This window comes from Roseibium algicola (genome assembly GCF_001999245.1).
Taxonomy (GTDB): domain Bacteria; phylum Pseudomonadota; class Alphaproteobacteria; order Rhizobiales; family Stappiaceae; genus Roseibium; species Roseibium algicola.
Genome location: NZ_CP019630.1, coordinates 5,465,921 through 5,492,773 on the forward strand (window position 1 = coordinate 5,465,921; position 26,853 = coordinate 5,492,773).

Annotated in this window: 23 protein-coding genes and 3 tRNA genes; 25 read left to right on the top strand and 1 reads right to left on the bottom strand. The window is 58.4% G+C overall.

Annotation, left to right across the window (positions count from 1 at the left end; all coding sequences use genetic code 11):
- Window positions 1–34: 34 nt before the first annotated feature.
- The 3 genes from lon to B0E33_RS25370 all read left to right on the top strand — a co-directional run bounded on the left by lon (window position 35) and on the right by B0E33_RS25370 (window position 3,746).
- On the top strand, window positions 35–2,464 hold the full coding sequence (gene lon / locus B0E33_RS25360) for an endopeptidase La (RefSeq protein ID WP_031268409.1): 2,430 nt from the start codon (window positions 35–37) through the stop codon (window positions 2,462–2,464).
- 187 nt (window positions 2,465–2,651) lie between these two features.
- The gene (gene hbs, locus B0E33_RS25365; RefSeq protein WP_031268410.1) at window positions 2,652–2,927 is read left to right on the top strand and encodes a non-specific DNA-binding protein Hbs; all 276 of its coding nucleotides are present in this window, start codon (window positions 2,652–2,654) and stop codon (window positions 2,925–2,927) included.
- Window positions 2,928–3,089: 162 nt separating this feature from the next.
- Window positions 3,090–3,746: a hypothetical protein gene (locus tag B0E33_RS25370; protein WP_077292759.1), complete on the top strand. Its 657-nt coding sequence runs from the start codon at window positions 3,090–3,092 to the stop codon at window positions 3,744–3,746.
- A gap of 2 nt (window positions 3,747–3,748) precedes the next feature.
- Here the strand turns inward: B0E33_RS25370 and B0E33_RS25375 are convergent, their stop codons facing one another.
- On the bottom strand, window positions 3,749–5,113 hold the full coding sequence (locus B0E33_RS25375) for a flavin monoamine oxidase family protein (RefSeq protein ID WP_077292760.1): 1,365 nt from the start codon (window positions 5,111–5,113) through the stop codon (window positions 3,749–3,751).
- A gap of 146 nt (window positions 5,114–5,259) precedes the next feature.
- Here B0E33_RS25375 and B0E33_RS25380 point away from each other — a divergent pair.
- From B0E33_RS25380 to B0E33_RS25485, 22 genes are all read left to right on the top strand, one after another.
- Window positions 5,260–5,335: transfer RNA gene (locus tag B0E33_RS25380), tRNA-Val, on the top strand.
- A 268-nt stretch (window positions 5,336–5,603) separates the two neighbouring features.
- Window positions 5,604–7,262, top strand: a complete 1,659-nt coding sequence (locus tag B0E33_RS25385; RefSeq protein WP_077292761.1) for a Na/Pi cotransporter family protein — start codon at window positions 5,604–5,606, stop codon at window positions 7,260–7,262.
- A 285-nt stretch (window positions 7,263–7,547) separates the two neighbouring features.
- A tRNA-Asp gene (locus B0E33_RS25390) sits at window positions 7,548–7,624 on the top strand.
- Between the two features lie 55 nt (window positions 7,625–7,679).
- Window positions 7,680–7,756 (top strand) — tRNA-Asp (locus B0E33_RS25395).
- Window positions 7,757–8,266: 510 nt separating this feature from the next.
- Complete coding sequence (locus B0E33_RS25400) at window positions 8,267–8,632, top strand: NADH-quinone oxidoreductase subunit A (protein ID WP_006934719.1); 366 nt, start codon at window positions 8,267–8,269, stop codon at window positions 8,630–8,632.
- A complete protein-coding gene (locus B0E33_RS25405) occupies window positions 8,623–9,201 on the top strand; it encodes a NuoB/complex I 20 kDa subunit family protein (protein WP_006934718.1) in 579 nt (192 codons plus the stop codon). Before B0E33_RS25400 ends, B0E33_RS25405 begins: the two co-directional genes overlap by 10 nt.
- A 181-nt stretch (window positions 9,202–9,382) precedes the next feature.
- Window positions 9,383–9,988 (top strand): NADH-quinone oxidoreductase subunit C, encoded by a 606-nt coding sequence (locus tag B0E33_RS25410; RefSeq protein ID WP_022998427.1) that lies wholly within the window; start codon window positions 9,383–9,385, stop codon window positions 9,986–9,988.
- A 14-nt stretch (window positions 9,989–10,002) separates the two neighbouring features.
- On the top strand, window positions 10,003–10,446 hold the full coding sequence (locus B0E33_RS25415; RefSeq protein ID WP_077292762.1) for a GFA family protein: 444 nt from the start codon (window positions 10,003–10,005) through the stop codon (window positions 10,444–10,446).
- A complete protein-coding gene (locus tag B0E33_RS25420) occupies window positions 10,439–11,623 on the top strand; it encodes an NADH-quinone oxidoreductase subunit D (protein ID WP_022998429.1) in 1,185 nt (394 codons plus the stop codon). Before B0E33_RS25415 ends, B0E33_RS25420 begins: the two co-directional genes overlap by 8 nt.
- A gap of 81 nt (window positions 11,624–11,704) precedes the next feature.
- The gene (locus B0E33_RS25425; protein ID WP_077292763.1) at window positions 11,705–12,979 is read left to right on the top strand and encodes an NADH-quinone oxidoreductase subunit E; all 1,275 of its coding nucleotides are present in this window, start codon (window positions 11,705–11,707) and stop codon (window positions 12,977–12,979) included.
- Window positions 12,980–12,988: 9 nt separating this feature from the next.
- On the top strand, window positions 12,989–14,290 hold the full coding sequence (gene nuoF, locus B0E33_RS25430) for an NADH-quinone oxidoreductase subunit NuoF (RefSeq protein WP_022998431.1): 1,302 nt from the start codon (window positions 12,989–12,991) through the stop codon (window positions 14,288–14,290).
- A 26-nt stretch (window positions 14,291–14,316) separates the two neighbouring features.
- Window positions 14,317–16,380 (top strand): NADH-quinone oxidoreductase subunit NuoG, encoded by a 2,064-nt coding sequence (gene nuoG / locus B0E33_RS25435; RefSeq protein ID WP_062488657.1) that lies wholly within the window; start codon window positions 14,317–14,319, stop codon window positions 16,378–16,380.
- A gap of 16 nt (window positions 16,381–16,396) precedes the next feature.
- Window positions 16,397–17,455, top strand: a complete 1,059-nt coding sequence (nuoH, locus tag B0E33_RS25440; protein ID WP_077292764.1) for an NADH-quinone oxidoreductase subunit NuoH — start codon at window positions 16,397–16,399, stop codon at window positions 17,453–17,455.
- On the top strand, window positions 17,452–17,688 hold the full coding sequence (locus tag B0E33_RS25445; protein WP_055654520.1) for a hypothetical protein: 237 nt from the start codon (window positions 17,452–17,454) through the stop codon (window positions 17,686–17,688). The genes nuoH and B0E33_RS25445 overlap by 4 nt, the downstream gene beginning before the upstream one ends.
- A gap of 20 nt (window positions 17,689–17,708) precedes the next feature.
- A complete protein-coding gene (gene nuoI, locus B0E33_RS25450) occupies window positions 17,709–18,197 on the top strand; it encodes an NADH-quinone oxidoreductase subunit NuoI (protein WP_006934709.1) in 489 nt (162 codons plus the stop codon).
- 89 nt (window positions 18,198–18,286) lie between these two features.
- Window positions 18,287–18,901, top strand: coding sequence for an NADH-quinone oxidoreductase subunit J (locus tag B0E33_RS25455; RefSeq protein WP_031268414.1), 615 nt, complete (start codon window positions 18,287–18,289; stop codon window positions 18,899–18,901).
- Window positions 18,902–18,998: 97 nt separating this feature from the next.
- A complete protein-coding gene (gene nuoK, locus B0E33_RS25460) occupies window positions 18,999–19,307 on the top strand; it encodes an NADH-quinone oxidoreductase subunit NuoK (protein WP_006934707.1) in 309 nt (102 codons plus the stop codon).
- 6 nt (window positions 19,308–19,313) lie between these two features.
- Entirely contained in the window at window positions 19,314–21,317 is a 2,004-nt protein-coding gene (gene nuoL, locus B0E33_RS25465) for an NADH-quinone oxidoreductase subunit L (RefSeq protein WP_077292765.1), read from the top strand.
- Window positions 21,317–22,843, top strand: a complete 1,527-nt coding sequence (locus B0E33_RS25470; RefSeq protein WP_022998436.1) for an NADH-quinone oxidoreductase subunit M — start codon at window positions 21,317–21,319, stop codon at window positions 22,841–22,843. Before nuoL ends, B0E33_RS25470 begins: the two co-directional genes overlap by 1 nt.
- Window positions 22,844–22,865: 22 nt before the next feature.
- A complete protein-coding gene (gene nuoN, locus B0E33_RS25475) occupies window positions 22,866–24,305 on the top strand; it encodes an NADH-quinone oxidoreductase subunit NuoN (protein ID WP_022998437.1) in 1,440 nt (479 codons plus the stop codon).
- A gap of 8 nt (window positions 24,306–24,313) precedes the next feature.
- Window positions 24,314–25,087 (top strand): biotin--[acetyl-CoA-carboxylase] ligase, encoded by a 774-nt coding sequence (locus tag B0E33_RS25480; RefSeq protein ID WP_075282115.1) that lies wholly within the window; start codon window positions 24,314–24,316, stop codon window positions 25,085–25,087.
- A 42-nt stretch (window positions 25,088–25,129) separates the two neighbouring features.
- Window positions 25,130–26,815 (top strand): ribonuclease J, encoded by a 1,686-nt coding sequence (locus B0E33_RS25485; RefSeq protein WP_055654514.1) that lies wholly within the window; start codon window positions 25,130–25,132, stop codon window positions 26,813–26,815.
- Window positions 26,816–26,853: the final 38 nt, after the last annotated feature.

Sequence of the window (26,853 nt, forward strand, 5' to 3'; positions counted from 1 at the left end):
AGTGGGGCCGGGACACGCTGAGAAAGGAAAAAAAATGAGCGACGCAGAAATTCGCGCCACAGATCAGGACAGCACGTCTGTCTACCCCGTCTTGCCCCTGCGCGACATCGTTGTCTTCCCGCATATGATCGTGCCGCTGTTTGTCGGCCGCGAGAAGTCAATCAAGGCGCTCGAAGAGGTGATGACCACCGACAAGCACATTCTTCTGGCAACTCAGATGAATGCAGCTGACGACGATCCCAAGCCTGACCAGATCTACAATGTCGGCACGCTCGCGACCGTGCTGCAGCTCCTCAAGCTGCCCGACAATACGGTCAAGGTTCTAGTGGAAGGCGGTGCCCGTGCACAGATCGGCGAATACACCGACCGTGCCGACTATTTCGAGGCCTCCGCAACGGTTCTGCCGGAGCGCGATGGCGAGAACATCGAAGTGGAAGCACTTGCGCGCTCGGTCGTGTCCGAGTTCGAGAACTACGTGAAACTGAACAAGAAGGTTTCGCCGGAAGTTCTGGGCGCGATCAACCAGATCGACGATTATTCCAAGCTCGCCGACACGGTAGCTTCCCATCTTGCGATCAAGATTCCGGAAAAGCAGGAAATCCTTGGCGTCGTTTCCGTCGCCGAGCGGCTTGAGCGCGTCCTGGGCATGATGGAGAGCGAAATCTCCGTCCTGCAGGTGGAAAAGCGTATCCGTTCCCGCGTCAAGCGGCAGATGGAGAAGACCCAGCGCGAGTACTATCTGAATGAGCAGATGAAGGCCATTCAGAAGGAGCTTGGCGACAGCGAGGACGGCCGCGACGAGGTTGCCGAACTCGAAGACAAGATCAAGAAGACCAAGCTGACCAAGGAAGCACGCGAGCGCGCTGCGGCCGAAATCAAGAAGCTGAAACAGATGAGCCCGATGTCCGCGGAAGCGACCGTCGTGCGGAACTATCTGGATTGGCTGATAGGCATTCCGTGGAACAAGAAGTCCAAGGTCAAGCACGACCTGGCCTTCTCCGAAAAGGTTCTCGACACCGACCACTATGGCCTTGAAAAGGTCAAGGAACGGATCGTGGAGTATCTGGCGGTCCAGAGCCGGGCCAACAAGTTGCGTGGTCCGATCCTGTGTCTCGTTGGTCCTCCAGGCGTCGGCAAGACCTCGCTCGGCAAGTCGATTGCGAAGGCGACCGGCCGTGAATTCGTACGCATGTCGCTCGGCGGTGTGCGGGACGAAGCGGAAATCCGTGGTCACCGCCGTACTTACATCGGCTCGATGCCCGGCAAGGTCATTCAGTCGATGAAGAAGGCCAAGAAGTCCAATCCGCTGTTCCTGCTCGATGAAATCGACAAGATGGGCATGGACTTCCGCGGCGACCCGTCATCGGCTCTGCTGGAAGTGCTGGATCCGGAACAGAACTCGTCCTTCATGGACCACTATCTGGAGGTCGAATACGACCTTTCGGATGTGATGTTCGTGACCACGGCGAACACGCTGAACATTCCGGGTCCGCTGATGGACCGTATGGAAGTGATCCGCATCGCCGGTTACACGGAAGAGGAAAAGGTGGAAATCTGCCGCCGTCACCTCATCCCGAAAGCCGAGAAGGATCATGGCCTGCGCGAAGGTGAGTTCACCATCGAGGATGAAGCACTTCACTTCATCGTGCGTCGCTACACCCGCGAAGCCGGTGTGCGTAACCTTGAACGTGAAATGGCGACCCTGGCCCGTAAAGCGGTCAAGGACATCCTGATGAGCGACAAGGAAAGCATCACGGTGACCAGCGAGGTCGTCGAGAAATACCTTGGTGTGCCGCGGTATCGCTACGGCGAAGCCGAACTGGAAGACCAGGTCGGTGTGGTTACCGGCCTTGCCTGGACCGAAGTCGGCGGTGAGCTTCTCACCATCGAAGGCGTGATGATGCCCGGCAAGGGCAAGATGACCGTCACCGGCAACCTGAAGGACGTGATGAAGGAATCGATTTCTGCGGCGGCATCTTATGTCCGCTCGCGTGCGATCGATTACGGCATTGAACCGCCGACCTTCGAAAAGAAGGACATTCACGTTCACGTTCCGGAAGGGGCAACCCCGAAGGACGGTCCGTCCGCAGGTATCGCGATGGCTACCGCTGTGATCTCGACCATGACCGGCATTCCGGTTCGCCGGGATGTTGCCATGACAGGTGAAATCACCCTGCGTGGTCGCATTCTGCCGATCGGTGGTCTGAAGGAGAAGTTGCTTGCTGCCCTTCGTGGCGGAATCAAGCTGGTTATGATCCCGGAAGACAACGCCAAGGATCTGGCGGATATCCCGGACTCGGTCAAGAACTCGCTTGAGATCATCCCGGTTTCGGGCATGGAAGAAGTGCTGAAAAACGCTCTTGTTCGCTTGCCGGAGGCCATCGAATGGGATGAGTCAGCTCACGAAGCTGCAACCAAGGCGCGAGAAAAGGACGACGACACCTCCGGTGTTCTTGCCCACTAATCGCGACATTGCAGCGCACAAATTGGAAAGCCCCGGGAAAACCGGGGCTTTTCTTTTGAATAATCGGTCAAAATGGCTGTTTTCTGCGAAAAAACCACTTGCGTTTCAGTTCAATTCAACCGAATTTCGCGCAACGGCGCTGACAGGAATCGTCGGCACTCTGCCGTTTCTTAGAAAGGTATCTGCTATGAATAAGAACGATCTGATCGCAGCTGTTGCAGAAAAGACCGGCCTCACCAAGGCGCAGGCAGGCGAAGCAGTTGACGCAACTTTCGAAGCTGTCACCTCTACGCTGAAGAGCGGCGACGAAGTCCGCATCATCGGCTTTGGTAACTTCACCGTTTCCGAACGTGCAGCAACCGAAGGCCGTAACCCGCGGACTGGCGAAACGATCCAGATCCCGGCTTCTAAGACGCCGAAGTTCAAGGCCGGCAAAGGCCTGAAGGACGCCGTGAACGCCTAATAGCGCTCACGAGCGATTTCTTCGCTCAACCCCGTATCCGGAAACGGATGCGGGGTTTTTCCTTGCCTGTTTTCTATTTTTGATTGAGCTCTGGCGAATTGCCATTCCCACATTATATTGCGTTTGTCGTGAGGTGATGCCAATTGCTCGACAGGATTTGGAATGTCACTGCAAGCCTTGATCCGCAGGCGCCAACGCGCGCTATTTGATGCCTGGGTCCGTGACCCCCTGGTGCAGGTTCAGGTGGAACACCCCGAGGCACTTGGACGCCTCGTGTTCCTCGACGATTTCGACGAGGACGTCCAGACCGGAAAAGCCGGGAGAAGCAGCCTGAAGAACGTAGCCATCGTGCAGAAACCCGGCAACGCGGACGAAAATGCCAGCGTGTGGGTGAGGGCGGTGTATTCGTCCTATCAGAAAGCCTGGCTGCGCTTTGTCGAGCAGGTCTATGGCATCAAAGCCGCGCCGTCGGATCTTGCCGGGTACAATATCGACCACCTGCTCAACAAGGCACGTAGTCCCAATAAAGCCGGGTTCATTCGCATCGAAGCCATCAACGATGCCGTTAATCAGGCGTGGGGCGGTTTGTTCGAGCGAGCAGCTAGCAATCCAGAATTCAGTGCCAATCAGAATCGCCTTCGCCGGACGATGTCCTGGATCATCGCCGCCAAACTCATGGATCAGCCGCCGCCAAGAGGACCGAACGACCAGCAGGGGATTGCCCGTCTGGTGCAGTTCTTCAATCAGAACGGACTTGCCGCGGACAACCCGCAGCGCGGGCTCACCGACATGCTCCAGTTCGCCTATAAGTTCCAATAGACTTAGCGGGCACTTGCGATCACGTCGCGTGCGGCGCGCTGGCCTGAAAGCCAGCCGCCGTGCACTGTTGCCGGATAGTCCTGGGCGGTGGCTTCTCCCGCAAAGAAGACCCTTCCATTGAGGTCGGCAGCCAGTGCTTTTCTTGCTCGCGGCTCCACCCCGATAGGCAGGAACGAGTAGGATCCTCGCGTTCGTTCGTTTTGCTGCCAGGCGGAACTTATGCTGGCGTCAGGCGGCGGTATGTCGCGGCCGAACATGGTCTGAAGCGCTTCGAAGGCCGCCTGTCTGCGATTCTCTTCACCAAGTTTCTCAAGGTTCTGAGCAAATTCGCCGACGTTCAGCGCACATAGAATCGGTTTTCCGGTCACGGGCGAAAGATTCGGCCAGTAGGCAAAAGTGCCGGGCTTGCCGGATATGCGGCCGAAGTTGTGGACAGTTTCATCCCAGAACGCTTCCGGGAACGAGAGATAGATTTTATCAAGCACGCCCATGCGCAGGGAACTGACGGCGTTGCGCTTGTTGTCAGGAAGACCAGGTGAAAAGACGATGTCGCCAGCCTTCAGGACACCCAGAGACACTGCGCAGATTGCAAAATCGGCCTCCAGTACACCGTTCTCAGTTCTTACCGAAACGCCCCTTTGGGAATGGTCGATTTGGGTCACGACGGTTTCGGTCTGGATGGTCAATCCCTCCGCCACCCCCAATGCAATCTTGTCATAGCCCTGCGGAAGCACGGCGTCGGGTCCCTCAAAGGCACCGCCTTCTTCAACGGCTGCAAGCGAAAGGTTGCTCACTGGGGCTGCAAATTCCTGCTCCAGCAGAATATGCGCCATGAAGCCGAGTTCAGCGTCAGTGAGGCTCGACAGGGCTCGTTGCCGGCGTATCTTTTCAATGGCATTGGCTGCCGATATCCGGGTGAGGGAGGTTTCAGTGTCGTCCAGAAAATCTTCCAGGGCGTTCGCGAAAGTCTCGAAGCGTTCGACTGCTCTGCCACCGTTGCCGGTCAGGTCGAAGACCTCCTCGTTGTCGTAGTCCCACTCGAACATCGGCTGTGCGAAGCGCTGCGCGAGCGCTGTGATGGGGTTGGACCGTGTTCCATGGATCCAGCTTGCTCCAAGGTCGAGAGGCACCCCCAACGATCTGTCCGTGTGCAGACGGCCGCCGATCCGGTTACCAGCCTCAAGCACGGTTACGGAGAAACCTGCGTCTGCAAGTGTTCTTGCAGCCGTCAGACCGGCGATGCCGGCACCGACAACAACCACTCTCTGTCCGGCCACGGGTTGTGATGAGCTTGTTCTGGTCAACAGCGGCAGGCCGTTGAAGGCAGCCAGAATTCCAGTCAAAAACAACCGGCGGGATGTCACCATGGGTGCGGCTTTCTCACGCTTTTGAAGCTGTCAGTTTGCCGGTTTTCGGAGCCGTCATCCACAGGCTTTATCATTGAAACGGAAATCTGAGATTTTGCTCTTGCCAAGCAGCAAACGACCCCCTAAAAGGCGTCTCACCTCGTTGAGGGCGATTAGCTCAGTTGGTAGAGCGCTTCGTTTACACCGAAGATGTCGGGAGTTCGAGTCTCTCATCGCCCACCATTCCCCTTGTGAAATCCGTCACTTGTAACCAGGGTGCCTGCGCACCAGGGTGTTTTCTGCTGTTTGCTGCCGCCCCCACATTGCCCGGCGGTTCGCTATTTCGAATATTCGCACATTTACAGTCATTTCGCTTTGCCGCTGTTGCTGGGCATACCGGTGGCGGGTTGATTTCGTTTGGCCTTCGAATGGTGAGTTTTCTTTTTCCTTTTTGTCCGATAAACTTCTGCGGCTAAATAAAAAACTCGTTTAAAGGTAGCTACTTGGCAAGATGGGAATCCTAGTTTTCATCAAGATGTTCGGGGCAGTCATGCTGCTCCTTTACGCGGTTCGCATGGTTCGGACAGGCTTTGAAAGGGCGGCCGGGCCAACGTTGAGACGCGCCATCGGCCGGGCATCCTCCGGACCGGTTGCCGGCGCCTTGTCTGGAACTGCGGTTGCCATTTTGCTGCAAAGTGCGACGGCGGTTGCGATCCTGGCGGCGGGATTTGCGACATCCGGCTTCATTTCCACAGCTGCCGGACTGGCGGTTCTGCTGGGCGCCGATCTCGGGTCGGCGCTTGTCGTGCAGTTTCTGGTGTTCGATCTCAGCTGGCTGGTGCCGTTGCTTCTGGGCGGAGGTGCATGGCTGTTCCTGAAGCTCGACGCTCGATCCGCGAAACAGATCGGACGCATTCTTCTGGGAATCGCTTTCATCCTGATTGCGCTGCAAATGATCGGCGAAGCGACGACGCCGTTGAAGGAAGCGCGGTTCATGCCGCAGTTTGCCGGCTTCCTTGCGCAGGACACACCGACAGCGATGGCGGTTGGGGCGCTTCTGGCGTTTCTGGTGCATTCCAGCGTGGCGGCCGTGCTGATGATCGCAGCCCTGGTGCAAAAGACCGGCCTGCCGCACGAGGCAGCGATTCCACTCGTTCTGGGAGCGAACATTGGCGCGGGTATTGTCGCGCTCTGGCTGACACGCGGAATGGATCGCAAGGCCAAGCTTCTGCCGCTTGGCAATTTTCTCTTCAGGTCTACCGGCGCAGTGCTGGTCATGCTGGCGCTAAAATTCCAAGATCTGCCTCTGGCTTCGATCAGCAATGATCCGGCCCAGCAGATCGTTGCCGTTCATGTGCTTTTCAATCTCCTGCTTGTTCTCGTCTGCCTGCCACTGACAAGACCGGTTGCCTGGCTGGTTGAACGCCTGGTGCCCGACAGAGAGGAACAAGAAGAGGCAGACCGGCTGACACCGCAAAGCGCGCTGGACAAGCAACTGGTCGGCAATCCCAGACTTGCCCTGGCCAGTGCAACGCGTGAACTCCTGCGTATGGGGGAACTGGTCGAGGTGATGGCGAGACCGGTTCTCATGATGCTGGAGAAGGGCAGTGAGCCGGAAATCAGGCGCTTGCAGCAGTTGGATAAGCAGGTCAATGCGATCCACTCCTCGGTGAAACTCTACATCGCGGAGGTGAATCGTGGGGAGCTGACCGGCGAACAGGCTGAGCGCAGCATGGAACTGGTGGGGTTCGCGGTCAATCTGGAGCGCGCTGGAGATCTTGTGGCAAAGAACCTTCTCGAACTTGCCTTGGAGTTGCAGAAGAACAAGATCAGCTTTTCGCAGGAGGGGCTGAAGGAGCTGACCTGGATGCACGACCGTGTTCTGGCGAACATGGAGCTTGCCCTCAATGTGCTCGTTTCGGCGGATGTCGCATCCGCGCGCGAGTTGATTGCAGAAAAGGACAAGATGCGCACCCTGGAACGCGAAAGTCATAACCGGCATCTGGAGCGGCTGAAATCGAAAACGCTTCAGAGCATGGAATCGAGCAACGCCCATCTGGAGGTCATGCGCAGCCTCAAGGAAATCAATTCGCTGTTCGCAGCTGCGGCGGTGCCTATTCTTGCCAGAGAAGGCCTGTTGCGCGATACGCGGCTGGTGCCGGCTGAATAAAACACGGCTGAAGAACGAGAATCTGCGTGGCTCAGGTCGTTTTTATGAGCTGGCGAATGTGTTTGAGGCTAAGCCAATCGGAAAACAGTCCGTGGCAACGCGGATAATTCCATTACGAAACAGGAAGTTATCCACATTGATCGGCAAGGCGGCTCTGGGGAAAACCTGCGATTGGGCGCTTCTTTGTCAAAAAACGGCAATTCGGACGGAATAGGGTGCTTGACTTCCAAAACCAGCCGCCGTACATCAGCGCCACTTCAGGGCGACAACGCGTTGCCTGACGAAGCGGGTGTAGCTCAGTTGGTTAGAGTGCCGGCCTGTCACGCCGGAGGTCGCGGGTTCGAGCCCCGTCACTCGCGCCACTTCCCATAGAAGTGCTTTGGTACTTTCGGGAATTGGCGCATATACCGTGAATGTGCGGGTGTAGCTCAGTTGGTTAGAGTGCCGGCCTGTCACGCCGGAGGTCGCGGGTTCGAGCCCCGTCACTCGCGCCACTCACGGTACCTCTTGTTTCCCCAGACTGTTCAATCGAAAACATCAAGCCTCGCGCAAAGCGAGCGCTTTGCCGCGCAGACAGGCAACCCCTTGGCATTGTCGCCAAGATGGCTATCATGCGTTCAAGGCAGGGGCGACGCAGTCCATTCAAATTTCAGCTCTTTTGGTGTTTGTCTGGCGTTTGCTTCGATTCTGCGAGGGGGGTGGAAAACGAACGCAGGTGCGGCATATTTCCTGAAGGGTTGTGCAAAGTTTTTGCCTTCCTGCAAACTGGCTGAAATTAAGGATTTGTCGGGGGTAGGTGCGAAACAGGTGCAAACATGGCAAGAGTTTGACCGCATGTGGGTCTTGCGTTGCACCAAGTCGTAAGCTAAGCGTGCGCTCGCATGTTGGTTTCATAACGCCGACGGGCACAGCGTGACCTGCCGGTATAATGAAGGCAACGGGGCGCGCAGCCCTGGCACCGGATCGCCTCCCGATCCGCCTCCATATGCAAGGACGCGAAAGACATGGAAGAACTCTTGCGGGAATATGTCCCGATCGTCGTGTTCATCGGCATTGCGCTGGTGATCGGCCTTGCGCTGCTGATTTCGCCTTTCATCCTGGCCTACAAGAATCCGGATCCGGAAAAACTGTCGGCCTATGAGTGCGGCTTCAACGCTTTCGACGATGCACGCATGAAATTTGACGTGCGCTTTTATCTGGTCTCGATCCTCTTCATCATCTTCGACCTGGAAGTCGCGTTCCTGTTCCCCTGGGCAACCGTGTTCGGTGACCTGGGCTGGTACGGCTTCTGGTCCATGATGGTCTTCCTCGGTGTCCTGACCGTCGGCTTCATCTACGAATGGAAAAAGGGAGCGCTGGAATGGGATTGACCACGACCGAGCCGCTCGTCGCACCGCAGCCGCAGGGTATTATCGACCCGAATACGGGCAAGCCTGTCGGCGCGGATGACGCATTCTTCCTGGAAGTCAATAACGAACTGGCCGACAAGGGCTTTCTCGTAACCTCCACCGACAACCTCATCCAGTGGGCCCGTACCGGCTCGCTGATGTGGATGACCTTCGGCCTGGCCTGCTGCGCCGTTGAAATGATGCAGATGTCGATGCCGCGCTATGACGCCGAGCGTTTCGGCTTCGCGCCGCGCGCTTCACCGCGCCAGTCGGACGTGATGATCGTTGCCGGCACGCTGACGAACAAAATGGCGCCTGCGCTGCGCAAGGTCTACGACCAGATGCCTGAGCCGCGGTACGTCATTTCCATGGGGTCCTGTGCCAATGGTGGCGGCTACTACCACTATTCCTATTCTGTGGTGCGCGGCTGCGACCGCGTGGTGCCGGTCGATATCTACGTTCCAGGCTGTCCTCCGACAGCCGAGGCGCTGCTCTACGGCGTGTTGATGCTTCAAAAGAAGATCCGCCGCACGGGCACTATCGAAAGATAAGGATCTGCCGCCGAAGAGGCGGCGGATTTTTGAGGGAGTGGGCGCCTGGCGCCCGTTCAACTGACTCTCCGGGTCGCGTCCAGCGGGGCGCAACAAAGACCCGGCAAACTGGATCGATCGGCAGTCGGCACTCAATCGGAACCGGTTGAACGCTGCAGATCTACGAGTGAGGTCGAACACGATGGACGAGACGTTGAAGGAACTCGCTGAGCATATCGAGCTCGGTCTGGGTGAGTCCCTTGTGTCCTGGAAGGTCGAATACGGTGAGCTGACGCTGACCGTAAACGCGACCGACATTCTCGATGCGATCCGCTTTCTGCGCGACAACAGCTCGTGCAAGTTCGTCAATCTGACGGATATTTGCGGTGTGGATTACCCTTCGCGCGAGAAGCGCTTTGACGTTGTCTACCACTTCCTGTCTCCCGTTCAGAACCAGCGCGTTCGTGTGAAGGTCGCAACCGACGAAAATACGCCGGTTGCTTCGCTGACCCCGCTGTTTCCAGGTGCTGAATGGTTCGAGCGTGAAGCCTACGACATGTACGGCATTCTGTTCTCCGGCCATCCGGACCTGCGCCGCATCCTGACCGACTATGGTTTTGACGGATATCCGCTGCGCAAGGACTTCCCGGTTACGGGCTTTGTCGAAGTTCGTTATGACGACGAGAAGAAACGCGTTGTCTACGAACCGGTACGCCTGAACCAGGAAATGCGCTCCTTCGACTTCCTCTCGCCCTGGGAAGGCACGGACTACGTGCTGCCCGGTGACGAGAAGGCAACGACCAACTGAAGGGCGGGGCAGGGATGAGCGAACGGCTTTCAGGTGGGTGTCTTTGCGGCGAGGTGCGGTTTGCCGCAACGCCGGTAGACGGCGAAATGGGAGTCTGCCACTGCGCCATGTGCCGCCGCTGGACCGGTGGTACCTATATGGCTGTCAGCTGCGGATCGATGGACAGTCTGGACGTTCAAGGCAAGGATGCCCTCGGCGTCTACAAGTCATCCGACTACGGCGAGCGGGTTTTCTGCAGCAAGTGCGGTTCCTCGCTGATGTGGCGCATGGCCGACGGCTCACACGTGAGCGTTTCCGCGCAAGCCTTTGACGATCCGTCCGTTTTCAAATTCACGTCCGAAATTTTCGTTGACGAACAGCCGGCAAACTACGCTTTCGCTAATGAAACCCGCAGAATGACCGGTCCCGAAGTCATCGCCTATTTCACGCAAAAAATGCAGGAACCTCAAAATGGCTGAGGCTCAGGTTCGTAACTTCAACATCAACTTCGGTCCGCAGCACCCGGCGGCGCACGGCGTGCTGCGCCTCGTGCTTGAGCTCGACGGCGAAGTGGTAACGCGTGTGGATCCGCACATCGGTCTGCTGCATCGTGGAACCGAAAAGCTGATCGAGCAGAAGACTTATCTGCAGGCTGTGCCTTACTTCGACCGCCTCGACTACGTGGCGCCGATGAACCAGGAACACGCTTTTGCGCTTGCAGTCGAGCGTATGCTTGGTGTGGAAGTGCCCAAGCGCGGCCAGCTGATCCGTGTCCTTTATTCGGAAATCGGTCGTCTGCTGTCTCATCTTCTGAACGTGACGACGCAGGCCATGGACGTGGGCGCGCTGACACCGCCGCTCTGGGGCTTCGAGCCCCGCGAAGAGCTGATGGTGTTCTACGAGCGTGCTTGCGGTGCCCGCATGCACGCAGCTTACGTCCGTCCGGGCGGTGTTCACCAGGATCTGTCTCGTGACCTCCTGGACGACATCTGGGACTTCTGTGATCCGTTCCTGCAGACGCTTGACGATATCGAAGGTCTCCTGACCGACAACCGTATCTTCAAGCAGCGCAACGTGGATATTGGCGTTGTCGACCTTGACGATGCCTGGGCCTGGGGCTTCTCCGGCGTGATGGTTCGTGGATCCGGTGCACCTTGGGATCTGCGCAAGTCGCAGCCTTACGAATGCTATTCCGAACTTGATTTCGATATTCCGATCGGCAAGAACGGCGACTGTTACGACCGCTACCTGATCCGCATGGAAGAAATGCGCCAGTCAGTCCGGATCATGAAGCAGTGCCTGGAAAAGCTGACGGTCGAAACTGGTCCGGTCTCGTCCATCGACGGCAAGATCGTGCCGCCGAAGCGCGGTGAAATGAAGCGTTCGATGGAAGCGCTCATCCACCACTTCAAGCTCTACACCGAAGGCTATCACGTCCCGGCTGGTGAAGTTTACGCAGCCGTTGAAGCACCCAAGGGTGAGTTCGGCGTCTATCTGGTCGCGGACGGTACCAACAAGCCGTACCGTTGCAAGATCAAGGCGCCTGGCTACAGCCACCTTCAGGCCATGGACTTCCTGTGCCGCGGGCACATGCTTGCCGACGTTTCGGCAGTGCTGGGGTCTCTGGACATCGTGTTCGGTGAGGTCGACCGCTGATGCGGACGGCACGCAACCAATTTTTGACCCTGGCAGCCGCCCGTCCGGCTCCGGTCATTTTGACAGAACGGGGATAACACCATGGCAGTTCGCCGACTTGCCGCGGAACAACCAGAAAGCTTCGCGTTCACCGAGAAGAACCTCGACTGGGCAAAGAAGCTGATCGACCGTTATCCGGCAGGCCGTCAGGCCTCCGCGGTCATTCCGCTTTTGTGGCGTGCGCAGGAACAGAACGAAGGTTGGGTGAGTGAGCCGGCAATCCGCTATATCGCGGACCTGCTCGACATGCCGAAGATCCGCGTTCTGGAAGTGGCGACGTTCTACACCATGTTCCAGCTGCAGCCGGTCGGCAAGAAGGCCCATATTCAGGTTTGTGGCACGACGCCGTGTCAGCTGCGCGGGTCGGAAGACCTGATCAAGATCTGCAAGAGCCGCATTGCCAAGCACATGCACGAGATTTCCGAGGATGGCATGTTCTCCTGGGAAGAAGTCGAGTGTCTTGGCGCCTGTGTGAATGCGCCGATGGTGCAGATCTTCAAGGATACCTATGAAGACCTCACGGAAGACAGCTTCAACCAGCTGATCGACGATATCGCCGCCGGCAAGGAAGTAACGCCGGGCCCGCAGAACGGCCGCCGTTTTGCAATGGCCGAAGGCGGTCAGACGTCGCTCACTGAAATCGATGACAACACGAAGGGTGAGCTGCCGGTTCCCCACCTGGTCGACGGCTCGGAAAAGGCGTCTCATGCTTTTGCCGGCGCACCGATCAATGCGGGTGGCAACGACTATGATGGCGTGCCGACCCCTGCAGAAGATGCTGTTGCCAAGGTAAAGGCGGCGCATGCAGCCAAATCGGCCAAGGCAAGTGAAGCACCAGCGGCAGCTGCGCCCAAGAAGGCTGAGGCAAAGGCTGAACCGGCCAAGAAAGCCAAGGCCGAAAAAGCAGCTACGCCTGCAGCGCGCAGTCAGAACAAGGGCAAGCCCGATTCCGACGACCGTGCCGAAGTCGAAGTTGCCCGCACAGCCGACACCAGTGGAGGCACCGACGGTCAGGAAAAAGAACCTGAACTTCTGAAGGAAGCGCGCGGCGGCAAGCCGGACGACCTGAAGAAGCTGAAGGGTGTCGGTCCGAAACTGGAAGCGACACTCAACGAACTCGGGTTTTTCCACTTCGATCAGGTGGCCTCATGGGGACCGCAGGAAGTTGCCTGGGTCGACAGCCGCCTGAAGTTCAAGGGCCGTATCGAACGTGATGGCTGGATTGAGCAGGCCAAGGTTCTGGCATCCGGCGGTGAAACAGATTTTTCCAAGCGCGTGGAAGCCGGTGAAGTGGCCTCCTCCAAGAGCGAAGACTAGGGGGAAGAGATGCTGAAGGATCAGGATCGGATCTTCACCAATATCTACGGTCTCCACGACTGGGGCCTGGAAGGCGCCAAGAAGCGCGGACAGTGGGACAATACCAAGGGCCTCATCGACAAGGGGCGCGACTGGATCATTCAGGAAATGAAGGATTCAGGTCTGCGTGGCCGTGGCGGTGCCGGTTTCCCGACCGGCCTGAAATGGTCGTTCATGCCCAAGGAATCCGATGGCCGCCCGGCATATCTCGTCGTCAACGCCGACGAATCCGAGCCGGGCACCTGCAAGGACCGCGAGATCCTGCGCCATGACCCGCACACGCTGGTCGAAGGGTGCCTTGTTGCCGGTTATGCGATGGGTGCCATTGCTGCCTACATCTATGTTCGTGGTGAATTCATCCGCGAGCGCGAGCGTTTGCAAGCTGCGATCGACCAGGCTTATGACGCCGGTTTGATCGGCAAGAACAATAAGAACGGCTACGACTTCGACATTTATGTCCACCATGGTGCCGGCGCTTACATCTGCGGCGAGGAAACCGCGCTGCTGGAAAGCCTGGAAGGCAAGAAGGGCCAGCCGCGGCTGAAGCCGCCGTTCCCGGCAAACGTCGGCCTTTACGGGTGCCCGACCACGGTGAACAACGTTGAATCGATCGCGGTTGCTCCGACCATTCTGCGCCGCGGTGCTGCGTGGTTCTCGGCGCTCGGTCGTCCGAACAACACCGGCACCAAGCTTTTCTGTGTTTCCGGCCACGTCAACAAGCCGTCGACCTTCGAGGAAGAGCTGGGCATTCCGTTTGCCGAGATGATCGACAAGCATTGCGGCGGTATCCGCGGTGGCTGGGACAACCTTCTCGCGGTTATTCCAGGTGGTTCGTCTGTTCCATGCCTCACGGCAGAGCAGATCAAGGACGCGCCGATGGATTTCGACACGCTGCGCGGCCTTGGATCCGGCCTGGGGACAGCAGCCGTGATCGTGATGGATAAGTCGACGGATATCATCAAGGCCATTGCCCGCCTGTCGTACTTCTACAAGCACGAAAGCTGCGGCCAGTGCACACCGTGCCGCGAAGGCACGGGCTGGATGTGGCGTGTGATGGAACGAATGGTCAAGGGCGAGTCCTCCTATGAGGAAATCGACATGCTGTTCAAGGTGACCAAGCAGGTCGAAGGCCACACGATTTGTGCACTCGGGGACGCGGCCGCCTGGCCGATCCAGGGTTTGATCAAGAATTTCCGGCCTGTTATCGAGCAACGCATCGATGACTATGTCGCCAAGTCGAAGTCTTCTTCGACCATGGTGGCGGCTGAGTAAGCGGAACGGGATTTGGAGAGCAACGGATGACGAAGCTCATCATCGACGGCAAGGAAGTGGATGTCCCGGCGGACTACACGCTGCTTCAGGCCTGTGAAGAGGCGGGCGCCGAGGTTCCGCGGTTTTGTTACCACGACCGGCTGTCTATCGCCGGCAACTGCCGCATGTGCCTGGTGGAAGTGAAGGGCGGACCGCCCAAGCCGACCGCCTCCTGTGCCATGGGCGTGAAGGACCTTCGTCCGGGCCCGAACGGCGAGCCGCCGGTGGTCGAGACCAAGTCCGAGATGGTCAAGAAGGCCCGCGAAGGCGTGATGGAGTTCCTGCTCATCAACCACCCGCTGGATTGCCCGATCTGCGACCAGGGCGGCGAGTGTGATCTGCAGGACCAGGCGATGGCCTATGGCGTAGACGGTTCCAGGTTCCACGAGAATAAGCGCGCCGTTGAGAACAAGGAAATCGGTCCGCTGATCAAGACGATCATGACCCGCTGCATTCACTGCACGCGTTGTGTGCGGTTCACCACGGAAGTGTGTGGTGTCACCGACATGGGTCTGGTCGGCCGTGGCGAAGATGCGGAAATCACCACCTATCTCGAAGCGGCCCTGTCGTCGGAAATGCAGGGCAACGTGGCAGATCTTTGCCCGGTTGGTGCCTTGACCCACAAGCCTTACGAATTCCACGCCCGTCCGTGGGAACTGACCAAGACCGAAAGCATCGACGTGATGGACGCGGTCGGTTCCGCGATCCGTGTCGACACGCGCGGCAAGGAAGTCATGCGGGTGATGCCGCGGCTCAACGAAGAGGTCAACGAGGAGTGGATTTCCGACAAGTCCCGTTACATCTGGGACGGTCTGAAGACCCAGCGCCTCGACCGGCCTTACGCCAAGAAGGACGGCAAGCTGCAGCCCGTTTCCTGGGGTGAAGCATTCCAGATCATCGCCGAAAAGGTAAAAGGCGCGAGCGCCGACAAAATCGGTGCTCTGGCTGGACAGATGGCAGGCGTTGAGGACATGTTCGCGCTGAAGGCGCTGATGGACAAACTCGGCGTTGCCAACATCGACAGCCGTTTCCCGGGATCTCCGCTGCATCCGAAGAACGGCCGCGCAAGCTATCTCTTCAACAGCACGATCCAGGGCATTGAAGACGCTGACGCGATCATGCTGATCGGCACAAATCCGCGTCAGGAAGCTCCGGTTCTGAACGCTCGCATCCGCAAGCGTTGGGTCCAAGGCGACGTGACCATTGGCCTGATTGGTGAAAATGCCGATCTGACCTATCCGGTAACTTATCTGGGTGCCGGTCCGGACAGCCTGAAGGAATTCGTGAACCACGCTCCGGCAAAGGCCGAACGCCCGATGTTCATCATCGGCCAGGGCGCGCTGAACCGTCCGGATGGGGCTGAAGTGCTCGCGACGCTTGCTGCAGCCGCCAAGGCGCTTGGTGTCGTCAAGGACGGCTGGAACGGTTTCAACATCCTGCACACCGAAGCGTCCCAGGTTGGTGCTCTCGATCTCGGTTTCGTACCGGGCGAGGGCGGCAAGGACACAGGGTCCATGCTGGAGCCGGGTGCACTTGACGTGCTGTTCCTGCTGGGTGTCGACGAAGTTGAAGTTCCGGAAGGCGCTTTCGTTGTCTACCAGGGAACGCATGGTGACCGCGGTGCACACCGCGCCGACGTTATCCTGCCAGGCGCTGCCTATACGGAGAAATCCGCGATCTACGTCAACACCGAAGGTCGCGTCCAGATGGCCGACCGGGCCGCGTTCCCTCCGGGAGATGCCCGCGAAGACTGGGCGATCCTTCGCGCATTGTCCGCGGTGCTTGGCCAGACGCTTGAGTTCAACTCTCTTGCCGAATTGCGCTCAAAGTTGTTCGAAGCTGTTCCGCACATGACGGGCATCGATGCGATCGAGGCAGGTGATGCTGGCGATATCGCCAAGCTTGGCAACGCCAAGGCCAAGATGGATAGCGCAGGCTTCGCCAACGTGATCCGCGACTTTTACCTGACCAACCCGATCGCTCGCGCGTCCAAGACGATGGCCGAGTGCTCGGCGCTCGCCAAGACGCGAGCGGCAGAAGCAGCAGAATAAGGGGTAGGGGACCGATATGGCTGAGTTCATGACGACCTACGGTTGGCCGTTCCTCTGGATGGCATTCCAGAGCATTCTGCTGATGGTCGTGCTTCTGGTGATTGTCGCCTACGTGCTTTACGCGGATCGCAAGATCTGGGCTGCCGTGCAGATTCGCCGCGGCCCGAACGTGGTTGGTCCCTGGGGCTTGCTGCAAAGCTTCGCCGATCTATTGAAGTTCGTTCTGAAAGAACCGGTGATCCCGTCTGGATCCAACAAGGTTCTGTTCCTGCTGGCTCCGCTGGTATCCGTGCTTCTGGCGCTGGCGGCCTGGGCCGTTATTCCGGTTGCCGACGGCTGGGTGATTGCCAACATCAATCTCGGTGTGCTCTTCGTCTTCGCAGTGTCGTCGCTGGAAGTGTACGGTGTGATTATCGGTGGTTGGGCTTCCAACTCCAAATACCCTTTCCTGTCAGCGCTGCGTTCGGCCGCGCAGATGGTCTCCTATGAGGTTTCCATCGGTTTCGTCATCGTGACAGTGCTGCTTTGTGCCGGCACCTTGAACCTGACTGGTATCGTGCAGGCACAGGAAACCGGTCTTGCCAACATGCTGGGTGTGCCGTGGCTGTCGTTCCTGAACTGGTATTGGCTGCCGCTGTTCCCGATGTTCGTGGTGTTCTTCATCTCCGCACTGGCTGAAACCAACCGTCCGCCGTTCGATCTTGCGGAAGCGGAATCGGAACTGGTTGCCGGCTTCATGGTGGAATACGGCTCAACCCCGTACATGATGTTCATGCTCGGTGAATATGTCGCCATCTGCCTGATGTGCGCGCTTATGAGCATCTTCTTCATGGGAGGATGGCTGCCGCCGTTCGATTTTGCACCGTTCACCTGGGTGCCGGGCATCGTCTGGTTCCTGCTGAAGTGTTTCCTTGGCTTCTTCATGTTCGCCATGGTGAAGGCAATGGTTCCGCGTTACCGCTATGACCAACTGATGCGCCTGGGCTGGAAAGTGTTCCTGCCGCTGTCGCTGGCGATGGTCGTTGTCGTCGCCGCAGTCCTGATGATCATGGGCTGGGCACCGGGCACAGCGTGACGATCTCGCTCGCCGGTGCAATCGGTGCCGCTGTCGGTCTTTATGTCGGCTGGCTCGATTGGAAGATCCTGAAGGGTATGCTTCAGGCGGCGGAGACGAAAAACAGACAAGCTGGCGGCGACGGTGGTGTCGCGGCCAGACACAAGGCGCTCCTGGGCGCACTGATTTTTGGAGTTCCGGTGTTCGGTTTCCCGATCATCGGCTATTGGGCCGCCAGTCAGCTGGCTGGTTGAGGAAAGAGAGGCTAAAAGCGATGGGACTTAGTCAAGCCGTCAAATCGCTGTTTCTGCAGGAGTTCGTGTCGGCCTTCGTTCTGGCGATGCGTTACTTCTTCAAGCCGAAACCAACGGTCAATTATCCGTTCGAGAAGGGCCCGGTGAGCCCGCGTTTCCGGGGTGAGCATGCCCTGCGCCGTTATCCGAACGGCGAAGAACGCTGCATTGCCTGCAAGCTGTGCGAAGCTATCTGCCCGGCACAGGCAATCACCATCGAGGCCGGACCGCGACGCAACGACGGCACGCGCCGTACCACGCGCTACGACATCGACATGGTCAAATGCATCTATTGCGGCTTCTGTCAGGAAGCTTGCCCTGTGGATGCAATTGTCGAAGGCCCCAATTTCGAATTCGCCACGGAAACCCGCGAAGAGCTTTACTACGACAAGGAAAAGCTGCTTGCGAACGGCGACCGTTGGGAACGCGAAATTGCCCGTAACATTGAAATGGATGCTCCTTACCGTTAGGAGCATACCCAACAATGGTTTCCAGCCCGGCAATCCGGCCGGGCACCGCACTTCCGGCCGCAAGGCCACACGACAGGCAGGTCTTCGAAATGATCCTGAAAGCCCTCTTTTTCTACCTGTTTGCCGGCGTCACCCTGGCGTCAGCATTCATGGTGATCGCGTCGCGCAATCCGGTGACGTCGGTTCTGTTCCTGATCCTGGCGTTTGTGAATTCCGCTGGTCTTTTCATTCTGTTGGGCGCCGAATACCTGGCCCTGCTTCTGGTGGTCGTCTATGTCGGCGCGGTGGCGGTGCTGTTCCTGTTCGTCGTCATGATGCTTGATGTGGACTTCGTCGAACTGCGACAGGGCTTCCTGCAGTATCTGCCGGTCGGCGCGCTGGTCGGCGTGATCCTGATGGTCGAGCTGCTGATGGGTCTGGGGGCCTGGATCATTGCACCGGGTGTTCTCGGGCATGGCGCAGAGCCGATGCCGGCACTTAGCGACGTGAGCAACATCCAGGCGATCGGGTCTGTGCTCTACACCAAGTACATCTACTTCTTCCAGGTCGCTGGCCTGGTTCTTCTGGTGGCCATGATCGGGGCAATCGTCCTGACCCTGCGCCACAAGCCGAATGTCAAACGTCAAAGCATTCCGGACCAGGTTGCGCGAAACCGCGAAGCCTCAGTTGAGGTCCGCAAGGTGGAAACGGGCAAGGGTATCTGACGCAACCTGGTTGCGTTTTCGAGAAAGTCCGGGAACCGGCACGCTCCTCCGTGCTGTTTCCGGTTGGGGTAAACGAGGGGAGCACGGCGAGGCGCCCATGGAAATCGGTCTGTCGCACTATCTGTCGGTCGCGGCGATCCTGTTCACGATCGGGATCTTCGGGATCTTCCTGAACAGGAAAAACGTGATTGTTATCTTGATGTCTATCGAACTGCTGCTGCTGTCGGTGAACATCAACTTTGTCGCCTTTTCGTCGTTCCTCGGCGACATGATGGGCCAGATCTTCACCATGCTGGTTCTCACCGTGGCTGCCGCAGAGGCCGCCATCGGCCTTGCGATCCTGGTGGTCTTCCACCGGAACCGCGGCTCCATCGCCGTGGAAGACGTCAACGTGATGAAAGGGTAGGAGCTGATGTATTCCGCAATCCTGTTCCTGCCGCTGATCGGCTTCCTGATCGCCGGTCTTTTCGGCCGCGCCATCGGCGCCAAGACCAGTGAATATATTACGAGTGGTCTCCTGATCCTCGCTGCGCTGCTGTCCTGGATCACTTTCTTCGGGTTCTGGCTCGGCGGCTCGGAAATGCAGATCGTCGATCTGTTCCGCTGGATCGATACCGGTGATCTGAAGGTGTCCTGGTCCATCAGGGTCGACACGCTGACCGCTGTGATGCTGATCGTCGTGACCACTGTGTCCGCGCTCGTGCATGTCTACTCAATCGGGTACATGCACCATGACCCGCATCGGCCGCGTTTCTTCGCCTATCTGTCGCTTTTCACCTTCGCGATGCTGTCGCTGGTGACGGCAGACAACCTTTTGCAGATGTTCTTCGGCTGGGAAGGTGTGGGCCTTGCCTCCTATCTTCTGATCGGCTTCTGGTATCAGAAACCGTCCGCAAATGCGGCCGCCATCAAGGCATTCGTCGTCAACCGCGTTGGTGACTTCGGATTTGCGCTCGGCATCTTCGGCGTCTTCTATCTGTTCCAGAGCATCGAGTTCACCACCATCTTCAACGACGCGCCGTCCTTCATCCAGGAGCACGGCGAGGTGATGACTTTCCTCGGCTACCATCTTGATCCGCATGCAGCGATGACGGTTGTCTGCCTGCTGCTGTTCATGGGAGCCATGGGCAAGTCGGCGCAGTTCCTGCTGCACACCTGGCTGCCGGACGCCATGGAAGGCCCGACACCCGTGTCCGCGCTTATCCATGCCGCGACGATGGTGACCGCCGGTGTCTTCATGGTGGCTCGTCTGTCACCGCTGATGGAACTTTCGCACACCGCGTTGACGGTCATCGTGTTCTTTGGTGCAACGACGGCCTTCTTCGCCGCAACTGTCGGTCTGGTGCAGAACGACATCAAGCGTGTGATCGCCTATTCGACCTGTTCGCAGCTCGGGTACATGTTCGTTGCACTTGGCGTCGGTGCCTATTCGATCGGTATCTTCCACCTGTTTACCCACGCCTTCTTCAAGGCGCTGCTGTTCCTATGCGCCGGTTCGGTGATCCACGCCGTTTCCGACGAGCAGGACATGCGCAAGATGGGTGGTCTTCGGAAGCATATTCCGATTACCTACTGGACGATGATGATCGGAACGCTGGCCCTTACGGGTGTGGGCATTCCATTCACCCATATCGGTTTCGCCGGCTTCATTTCCAAGGATGCGATCATCGAGGCAGCCTTTGCCGGTTCCGTGGGTGAACACGCCAATCCGATGGCCCTCTACGGCTTCTGGATGACTGTTATCGCTGCTGCGCTGACGTCGTTCTATTCCTGGCGCTTGACGTTCATGACCTTCCACGGCAAGCCGCGTGCGCCTGTCGATGTGATGAAACACGTACATGAATCTCCGCTGGTGATGACCGTGCCGCTGTTCATCCTGTCCATCGGCGCTGTGCTGGCGGGCATGGTCTTCTACGGTTCGTTCTACGGCGAAGGTTATGCAGAGTTCTGGAAGGGCGCACTGTTCAACAGTGAAACCAACCACATCCTGCATGCCATGCACGAAGTTCCTGGCTGGGTGAAGGTGTCCCCGTTCGTCATGATGGTGCTCGGCTTCCTGGTTGCCTACCAGTTCTACATCCGCTCTCCGGAAATGCCGAAGCAGCTGGCGGAGCGCCATTCCGGCCTCTACCAGTTCCTGCTCAACAAGTGGTACTTCGACGAGCTTTATAACTTCATCTTTATCCGTCCTGCCATGTGGCTCGGCCGGGTCCTCTGGAAGAAGGGCGATGGCACCGTGATCGACGGGTATGGCCCGAACGGTGTTGCTTCCCGTGTTCAGAATGTGACCGCCTGGGTCGTCCGCCTGCAGACCGGATATCTCTATCACTATGCATTTGCGATGCTGATCGGTGTGGCTGCGCTTATCACCTGGTCGATGTTCACCGGTGCAGGCACCGGCGGGGGTGCACACTAATGATTGACTGGCCAATTCTGTCACTCACGACGTTCTTGCCGCTGCTGGGCGTGCTCTTCATTCTCCTAGTTCCGGGGAATGACGAGGGCAGCAAGAAGAACATCCGGATGGTCGCTCTTGTGACCACCTCGGTGACCTTCCTTCTGTCGCTGTTCATCTGGGGCAATTTCGACTACGCCAATTCCGGCTTCCAGTTCGTGGAACACCGGGAATGGCTTGGAAGCAACATCAGCTACCGCATGGGCGTTGACGGTATTTCCGTCCTCTTCGTGATCCTTACGACCTTCCTGATGCCGTTCTGCATCCTGGCCTCCTGGGACAGCGTGCAGAAGCGGGTAAAGGAATACATGATTGCCTTCCTCGTTCTGGAAACGCTGATGATCGGCGTCTTCTGCGCGCTGGACCTGGTCGTGTTCTACGTGTTCTTCGAAGCTGGCCTCATTCCGATGTTCCTGATCATCGGTGTGTGGGGCGGGGCGCGCAGGGTCTATGCATCCTACAAGTTCTTCCTGTACACGCTGCTCGGCTCGGTGCTGATGCTGATCGCGATCATGGCGATGTACTGGAACGCAGGCACCACCAACATTGAAGCGCTCCTGGCGCATCAGTTCCCGGGCGGGATGCAAACATGGCTGTGGCTGGCCTTCTTCGCGAGCTTTGCCGTGAAGATGCCAATGTGGCCGGTGCATACCTGGTTGCCGGACGCACACGTGGAAGCACCGACCGCCGGTTCCGTCATTCTGGCGGGCGTGCTCCTGAAGCTCGGCGGCTACGGCTTCCTGCGCTTCTCCCTGCCGATGTTCCCGCTTGCCTCCGACATGTTCGCACCCTTCGTGTTCACATTGTCTGTGGTTGCGATCATCTACACGTCGCTGGTGGCGCTTGCCCAGGAAGACATCAAGAAACTGATCGCCTATTCATCGGTCGCACACATGGGCTACGTGACCATGGGCATCTTCACGATGACGGAGCAGGGTGTGCAGGGTGGTATCTTCCAGATGCTTTCCCACGGCATTGTTTCCGGTGCGCTTTTCCTTTGTGTAGGCGTTATCTACGACCGGATGCATACCCGCGAAATCGCTGCCTATGGCGGTCTGGTCAACCGGATGCCGAAGTATGCGGTTGCGTTCCTGATTTTCACCATGGCCAACGTCGGCCTGCCAGGTACTTCCGGGTTCGTTGGGGAAATCCTGACGCTGATGGGGGCGTTCCAGGTCAATTCGTGGGTGGCGTTCTTTGCTACCACCGGTGTGATCCTGTCAGCTGCCTACGCGCTCTATCTCTATCGCCGCGTCGTCTTCGGCGCGCTGGAGAAGGAAAGCCTCAAGTCGATCCTCGACCTGAACCTCAGGGAAAAGGTTATCCTGATCCCCATGATCATCCTGACGATCTTCTTCGGCTTCTATCCGATGGCGATCCTGGATGTGACACAGGGTGCGGTCGACAATCTCATCAATCAATACACCGCGGCGCTCGACGCGGCTGGCGTTGTCCAGCACGCAGCGTCTGCCGCGGCGGCCCACTAGGTTTCGAGGACGAGACAGAGCTATGTCTGAATTGACCCTATTGCCAGATCTCAAGCCGGTACTGCCGGAGATCATCCTGGCCCTCGGAGCCATGGTGCTGCTGATGATCGGCGCCTTTGGCGGCAAGCGCGTCAGCTACGCCGTCTTCGGTGGAGCAATGGGCCTGCTCGGCGGCACCTTCCTGGTGCTTCTGTTCGTGCCGGCCTTTGGTGAAACGTTCGGCGGTTCGTTCGTTCTGGACGATTTCGCCTACTTGCTCAAACTGCTGGTGCTGGCAGGTTCGTTCTTTGCCATCGCCATGTCCTGGGCCTACGCCAAGAGCCAGTCCTTCGACCATTTCGAGTATCCGATCCTGATCGTTCTTGCGACGCTCGGCATGATGCTGATGCTGTCGGCGAATGACATGATCGCACTTTATCTCGGCCTGGAACTGCAGAGCCTTTCGCTCTACGTCGTTGCCGCCATCAACCGGGACAGCGTGCGCTCGACCGAAGCCGGCCTGAAGTACTTCGTGCTGGGCGCGCTGTCGTCGGGCATGCTGCTCTATGGCATGTCGCTTGTTTACGGCTTCACCGGGCAGGTGGCCTTCGAGGGTATCGCGGAATCGCTGTCCCACGATGGCGCTTCCATCGGACTGGTGATCGGCCTGACCTTCATTCTTGCCGGTCTTGCCTTCAAGATTTCCGCGGTTCCGTTCCACATGTGGACGCCGGATGTCTATGAAGGGGCGCCAACCCCGGTTACCGCATTCCTCGCCGCTGCACCGAAAGTTGCTGCTATGGGCATGCTGGTCCGGATCGTGATCGAGGCCTTCCAGCCGGTTACCAACGACTGGCAGCAGATCATCGTGTTCGTGTCGATCGCATCGATGGCACTCGGAGCCTTCGCGGCTATCGGTCAGCACAACCTGAAACGACTGATGGCCTATTCGTCCATCGGTCACATGGGCTACGCGCTGGTGGGTCTTGCTGCCGGCACCCAGACAGGTGTCGAAGGCGTCATTTTCTACATGATCGCCTACATGGGCATGACGCTTGGTGTCTTCGCCTGCATCCTGTCCATGCGCCGCAAGGATGGCATGGTCGAGGAGATCGGTGATCTGGCCGGACTGTCCCAGACAAACCTGCCGATGGCAATCCTGCTGGGTCTGCTGATGTTCTCGCTCGCCGGTATTCCGCCGCTGGTCGGTTTCTTCGGCAAGTGGTACGTGTTCAGCGCGGCCGTCGAGGCCGGTCTCTTCCCGCTGGCCGTGATCGGCGTGGTCGCGTCGGTAGTAGGTGCCTATTACTACCTGCGGATCGTCAAGGTCATGTTCTTCGACGAACCTGTTGAAGGTTTCGAGGCCATGCCGATGGAGCTGCGCGTGGTACTGGGCCTGTCGAGTGTTTTCGTGATCTTCTTCTGGCTGGCACCGGGACAGATCGTCAGCGCGGCCAGCTCTGCTGCCCAGTCGCTGTTCTGATCGATCGCATGACAAGTTATGGACATGAACGTCCGGCGCCAGGTGCGCCGGACTTTCGCTTTGTGGAGCTGGAAACTGTCGGCTCCACGAATTCGCTGTGTTTCGACAAGGCACGGCAAGGGGACGCCGGTCATCTGTGGATCAGGGCAGACGAGCAGACCACAGGTCGTGGGCGCCGCGGGCGTGACTGGTCCTCACCGATAGGCAACATGTTCGCCAGCCTGCTTCTGATCGACCCAAAACCGGCTGAACGGATCGGCGAATTGCCGCTTGCTGCTGCCGTTGCATTGGCGGAAGCCGTTGACAAAGCCGCAGGTACACTGCAACTGGTAAGCCTGAAATGGCCAAACGACCTGCTTGTAGAGGGCTCGAAACTTTCCGGCATCCTGCTGGAGGCTGAAACGCTTAACGATGGCCGGCAGGCAGTTGTCCTTGGTTTCGGTGTCAATTGTGTTTCCCACCCGCCGTTGTCCTTGTATCAGGCGACGGATCTCAGGAGCTTGGGCTATCAGGTAACAGCTGAACGGTTGTTCGAATGTCTTGCGGAGACGCTGGCGGACAACCTGTCTCGCTGGCAGCAACCGGGCGGCTTTGAAGGAATTCGCCGAGCCTGGCTGAAACGGGCGGCACATCTGGGCAAGACCATAACGGTTCGGACTGCCCAGGAAGAAATTACCGGCACTTTTGCCGATTTGGACGCGCGCGGCCACCTGGTCCTGAAACAGGATGGTGGCGGTGAGCGAACGATTTATGCGGGTGATGTGTTTTTGCCTGGCGCTTGAGCGCCGGGCCGTTGCCCGATCTGACGTTTAAAGGAGCAATCCATGGCTTCGGCCAAGAAAAACAACAACAACAACGACATCGTGTTTCTGCCCCTGGGCGGGGTCGGCGAAATCGGCATGAACCTCGGTTTGTACGGCTATGGTCCGGAAGATGACCGGACATGGCTGATCGTCGACTGTGGTGTGAGTTTCGCCGGACCGGAGCTTCCGGGCATCGACGTAGTCGTTCCGGACATCAAGTTCCTGGAAGATGAAGTCGACAATATCGCCGGTATGGTGATTACCCACGCACATGAAGACCATTACGGCGGGATCCTGCATCTGTGGCCCTTCCTGAAGGTACCGGTCTATGCAACGGCCTTCACTGCCGGTCTGCTCGCAGCCAAGACGGAAAGCGAGCCGGGAGCAGAAGAGGTTCCGGTGACGGTGGTGAAGCAGGGCGAGCGCCACAAGATTGGTCCGTTTGATGTCGAATTTGTTGCGATGGCGCACTCCATTCCGGAGCCCTGCGCGCTGGCGATCCGCACGCCTGCCGGCATGGTTCTGCACACCGGCGACTGGAAGATCGACAGGACGCCTGGCGTCGGCCTTCCCATCGATCTGGACCGGCTTGCCGAGCTCGGCCGGGAAGGGGTGATGGCGCTTGTCTGTGACAGTACCAATGCAATTCGTGACGGTGTCAGCCCCAGCGAGGCAGATGTTGCCGTCGAGCTGAAAAAAGTTATGGCAAAGGCCAGCAAGCGAATTGCGGTCACCACCTTTGCATCCAACGTCGCCCGCATTCGGGCGATTGCGGAAGCAGCCGCGGCGAACGACCGCGACATGGTGATTGTCGGCCGCTCTATGCACCGGGTGATCGAGGTTGCCGGAGAGCTTGGCTATCTGGATGGACTGAAGCCGTTTCACGATGAAGAGGCCTATGGCTACCTGCCGCGGGAAAAGACCGTGCTTTTGTGCACGGGATCGCAAGGCGAAGCCCGCGCTGCCCTCGCCAGGATCGCAGCCGGCGACCATCGCAACATCGCGCTGTCAAAGGGCGATATGGTCATCTTTTCTTCGCGCACGATCCCCGGCAACGAGAAAGCCGTTGGTGAGGTGCTGAACAACCTTGCCGACAAGGATGTCGACATCATCACCGACCGTGACGCCCTTGTGCATGTGTCCGGTCACCCGCGCAGGGGCGAGCTGGAGCAGCTTTACAAACTGGTCCAGCCGAAAGTCGTGCTTCCCGTCCACGGGGAACCGTTGCATCTTGCCGCCCACGCCGCGTTCGCAAAGGACCTCGGGGTGCCTGAAGTGGTGCGCGGCAAGAACGGGGACATCATCCGCCTGAGTGCGGGGCGTGCCGGCATCATCGACGAGGCGCCGTCAGGCATCCTGGTGAAAGACGGCGATATCCTGGACGATCCGGAAGTCACCGGCGTCAAGGAACGGCGCAAGCTTTCGTTTGCGGGCGCTGCGGTGATCGCGCTGGTGGTCAACCGATCCGGGGAGCTGCTGGACGACCCCAATGTTGTCCTGTTGGGCTTGCCGGACACGGATGATGAAGGTGATCCGATGGAGGACATCGTCATCAAGGCTGTCAGGGGCGCTGTTACCAGCATCCCGAAGAACCGGCGCAAGGACAAGGATCTGGTTGCGGAGGCTGCGCGCCGTGCAGCCCGGTCCGAGATCCTGAACGTCTGGGGCAAAAAGACGCTCTGCAAGGTGATGGTGACCCAACTATAGTCATCGCGGCGGCCTGAGTGGCCGCTGACAGCGGAGGT

Bases quoted from the DNA above. Each gene is read 5' to 3' on its own strand.
- lon (WP_031268409.1), top strand. From the start codon at position 35: ATGAGCGACGCAGAAATTCGCGCCACAGATCAGGACAGCACGTCTGTC.
- hbs (WP_031268410.1), top strand. From the start codon at position 2,652: ATGAATAAGAACGATCTGATCGCAGCTGTTGCAGAAAAGACCGGCCTC.
- B0E33_RS25370 (WP_077292759.1), top strand. From the start codon at position 3,090: ATGTCACTGCAAGCCTTGATCCGCAGGCGCCAACGCGCGCTATTTGAT.
- B0E33_RS25375 (WP_077292760.1), bottom strand. From the start codon at position 5,113: ATGGTGACATCCCGCCGGTTGTTTTTGACTGGAATTCTGGCTGCCTTC.
- B0E33_RS25385 (WP_077292761.1), top strand. From the start codon at position 5,604: ATGGGAATCCTAGTTTTCATCAAGATGTTCGGGGCAGTCATGCTGCTC.
- B0E33_RS25400 (WP_006934719.1), top strand. From the start codon at position 8,267: ATGGAAGAACTCTTGCGGGAATATGTCCCGATCGTCGTGTTCATCGGC.
- B0E33_RS25405 (WP_006934718.1), top strand. From the start codon at position 8,623: ATGGGATTGACCACGACCGAGCCGCTCGTCGCACCGCAGCCGCAGGGT.
- B0E33_RS25410 (WP_022998427.1), top strand. From the start codon at position 9,383: ATGGACGAGACGTTGAAGGAACTCGCTGAGCATATCGAGCTCGGTCTG.
- B0E33_RS25415 (WP_077292762.1), top strand. From the start codon at position 10,003: ATGAGCGAACGGCTTTCAGGTGGGTGTCTTTGCGGCGAGGTGCGGTTT.
- B0E33_RS25420 (WP_022998429.1), top strand. From the start codon at position 10,439: ATGGCTGAGGCTCAGGTTCGTAACTTCAACATCAACTTCGGTCCGCAG.
- B0E33_RS25425 (WP_077292763.1), top strand. From the start codon at position 11,705: ATGGCAGTTCGCCGACTTGCCGCGGAACAACCAGAAAGCTTCGCGTTC.
- nuoF (WP_022998431.1), top strand. From the start codon at position 12,989: ATGCTGAAGGATCAGGATCGGATCTTCACCAATATCTACGGTCTCCAC.
- nuoG (WP_062488657.1), top strand. From the start codon at position 14,317: ATGACGAAGCTCATCATCGACGGCAAGGAAGTGGATGTCCCGGCGGAC.
- nuoH (WP_077292764.1), top strand. From the start codon at position 16,397: ATGGCTGAGTTCATGACGACCTACGGTTGGCCGTTCCTCTGGATGGCA.
- nuoI (WP_006934709.1), top strand. From the start codon at position 17,709: ATGGGACTTAGTCAAGCCGTCAAATCGCTGTTTCTGCAGGAGTTCGTG.
- B0E33_RS25455 (WP_031268414.1), top strand. From the start codon at position 18,287: ATGATCCTGAAAGCCCTCTTTTTCTACCTGTTTGCCGGCGTCACCCTG.
- nuoK (WP_006934707.1), top strand. From the start codon at position 18,999: ATGGAAATCGGTCTGTCGCACTATCTGTCGGTCGCGGCGATCCTGTTC.
- nuoL (WP_077292765.1), top strand. From the start codon at position 19,314: ATGTATTCCGCAATCCTGTTCCTGCCGCTGATCGGCTTCCTGATCGCC.
- B0E33_RS25470 (WP_022998436.1), top strand. From the start codon at position 21,317: ATGATTGACTGGCCAATTCTGTCACTCACGACGTTCTTGCCGCTGCTG.
- nuoN (WP_022998437.1), top strand. From the start codon at position 22,866: ATGTCTGAATTGACCCTATTGCCAGATCTCAAGCCGGTACTGCCGGAG.
- B0E33_RS25480 (WP_075282115.1), top strand. From the start codon at position 24,314: ATGACAAGTTATGGACATGAACGTCCGGCGCCAGGTGCGCCGGACTTT.
- B0E33_RS25485 (WP_055654514.1), top strand. From the start codon at position 25,130: ATGGCTTCGGCCAAGAAAAACAACAACAACAACGACATCGTGTTTCTG.